Raw genomic sequence first — 1,675 nt, 5'->3', positions numbered from 1 at the left:
ATAAGCCCGAGGGCCGCGCCGACCGCGGCGCCGGACAAAACCAGGACCACCAGTTCGGCGGGGGTGAGCCTCAGCCCGGCGGCTTCGAGGGCGCCGGCCATCGCCGGGGCTTCCCGGCGGCGGGCCAAGAGCCGTTCGATGGCAGCGGTAGAGCGGGCGGCCACGTCACTGAGCCGGGAGCCCTGTTCCGGGGCGCCACGGCGGGACGGAGAAAGCCGCAGGGACCGCGTGCCGAAGGCGGCTGACACCAGCAGCGCCAGCGAGCCGTAGCAAAACAGCATCCCTACAACCAGGACCGCCGGGGTCATCGCGTCGCCGCCTGGGGGCGCAACGGCCCGGCGGCCGGCTCGAAGATGTCGGCCGGCAGGTCGATGCCCAGTTCCCGGAACCGGTCGGTAAACCGGGGACGAACCCCGGTCGGAACGGGTTTGCCCAGGAACCTGCCGCTGGCATCCACACCGGCGCTGTAGTCGAAGACGAAGGCGTCTTGCAGCGTCACGATGTCGCCTTCCATGCCCTGTACCTCGGTCACATGCGTGACCCGGCGGGTACCGTCGCGCAGGCGGGTCAACTGAACAATGACGTCCACCGCGGAGGCGATCTGTTCCCGGATCGCGCGCAGGGGCAGATCCATCCCGGCCATCAGCACCAGGGTCTCCAGGCGCGCGATGGCGTCCCGGGGTGAGTTCGAGTGCACCGTGGACAGCGATCCGTCGTGCCCGGTGTTCATGGCCTGGAGCATGTCCAGTGTTTCTCCGCCGCGGACCTCGCCCACCACGATCCGGTCCGGGCGCATGCGCAGCGAGTTGCGGACGAGGTCGCGGATGGTGATCGCGCCCTTGCCCTCGATGTTGCTCGGGCGGCTCTCCAGCCGGACCACGTGGTCCTGCTGCAGCTGCAGTTCCACGGCGTCTTCGATGGTGACGATGCGTTCGCCGGCCGGAATGAAGGAGGAGAGCACGTTGAGCAGCGTGGTCTTTCCGGTGCCGGTGCCGCCGGAGACGATGATGTTCAGCCGTGACCGGACGCAGGCGTCCAACAACGCGGCCATCTCCGGGGAGAGCGTGCCGAAACCAATGAGGTCCTGGACCTGGAACGGGTCCGCGGCGAACTTCCGGATCGTCAGGGAGGACCCGTTGACTGCCAGCGGCGGAATAACCGCATTCACGCGCGAGCCGTCGGCCAGGCGGGCGTCGACGAGCGGCGACGATTCGTCGATCCGGCGGCCGACCCGGGAGACGATGCGTTCAATGACGCGGCGCAGCTGGTCCTCGGACAAGAACCGTGCCGAACTGCGCGAGAGCTTGCCCTTGTGCTCCACGTAAATCATGTCGGGTCCGTTCACCATGATTTCGGAGACGTCCGGATCCTCCAGCAGCGGCTGCAGCGGACCGTAGCCGAGCACGTCGTCGCTGACTTCACGGATCAGGCGCTGGCGCTCCTGATGGCTGAGCGAATTTTCTTCTTCCTCGACCACCTTGGCAAGCTCCTGCTGCACCACGAGATGCAGCTTGTCCTCATCCAGGGAAGCATCCAGCAGCCGTGATCCCATGCGTTCGAAGAGGACCGTGCTGGCACGTTCCTTCATCCTGGACAGGGCACCGGGGAGCACGGCGGCGAAGTGGTCCACTCCGGCTCGCTGCAGGAGCTGTTGGACAACACGCGTTCCATCACC

Annotated in this window: 1 protein-coding gene and 1 pseudogene; both read right to left on the bottom strand. The window is 67.2% G+C overall.

The features are described 5' to 3' along the window. Nucleotides 1–308 (bottom strand): annotated as a pseudogene (locus AC5RV2_RS17760) (type II secretion system F family protein); the annotation flags it as partial. Continuing rightward, nucleotides 305–1,675 (bottom strand): TadA family conjugal transfer-associated ATPase (locus tag AC5RV2_RS17755; protein ID WP_494093423.1); only part of this gene is annotated, 1,371 nt, incomplete at its 5' end. The gene AC5RV2_RS17755 and the pseudogene AC5RV2_RS17760, both read right to left, overlap by 4 nt.

Source organism: Arthrobacter sp. Y3225116, assembly GCF_059091245.1.
This window is presented reverse-complemented; position numbering and strand designations above follow the sequence as displayed.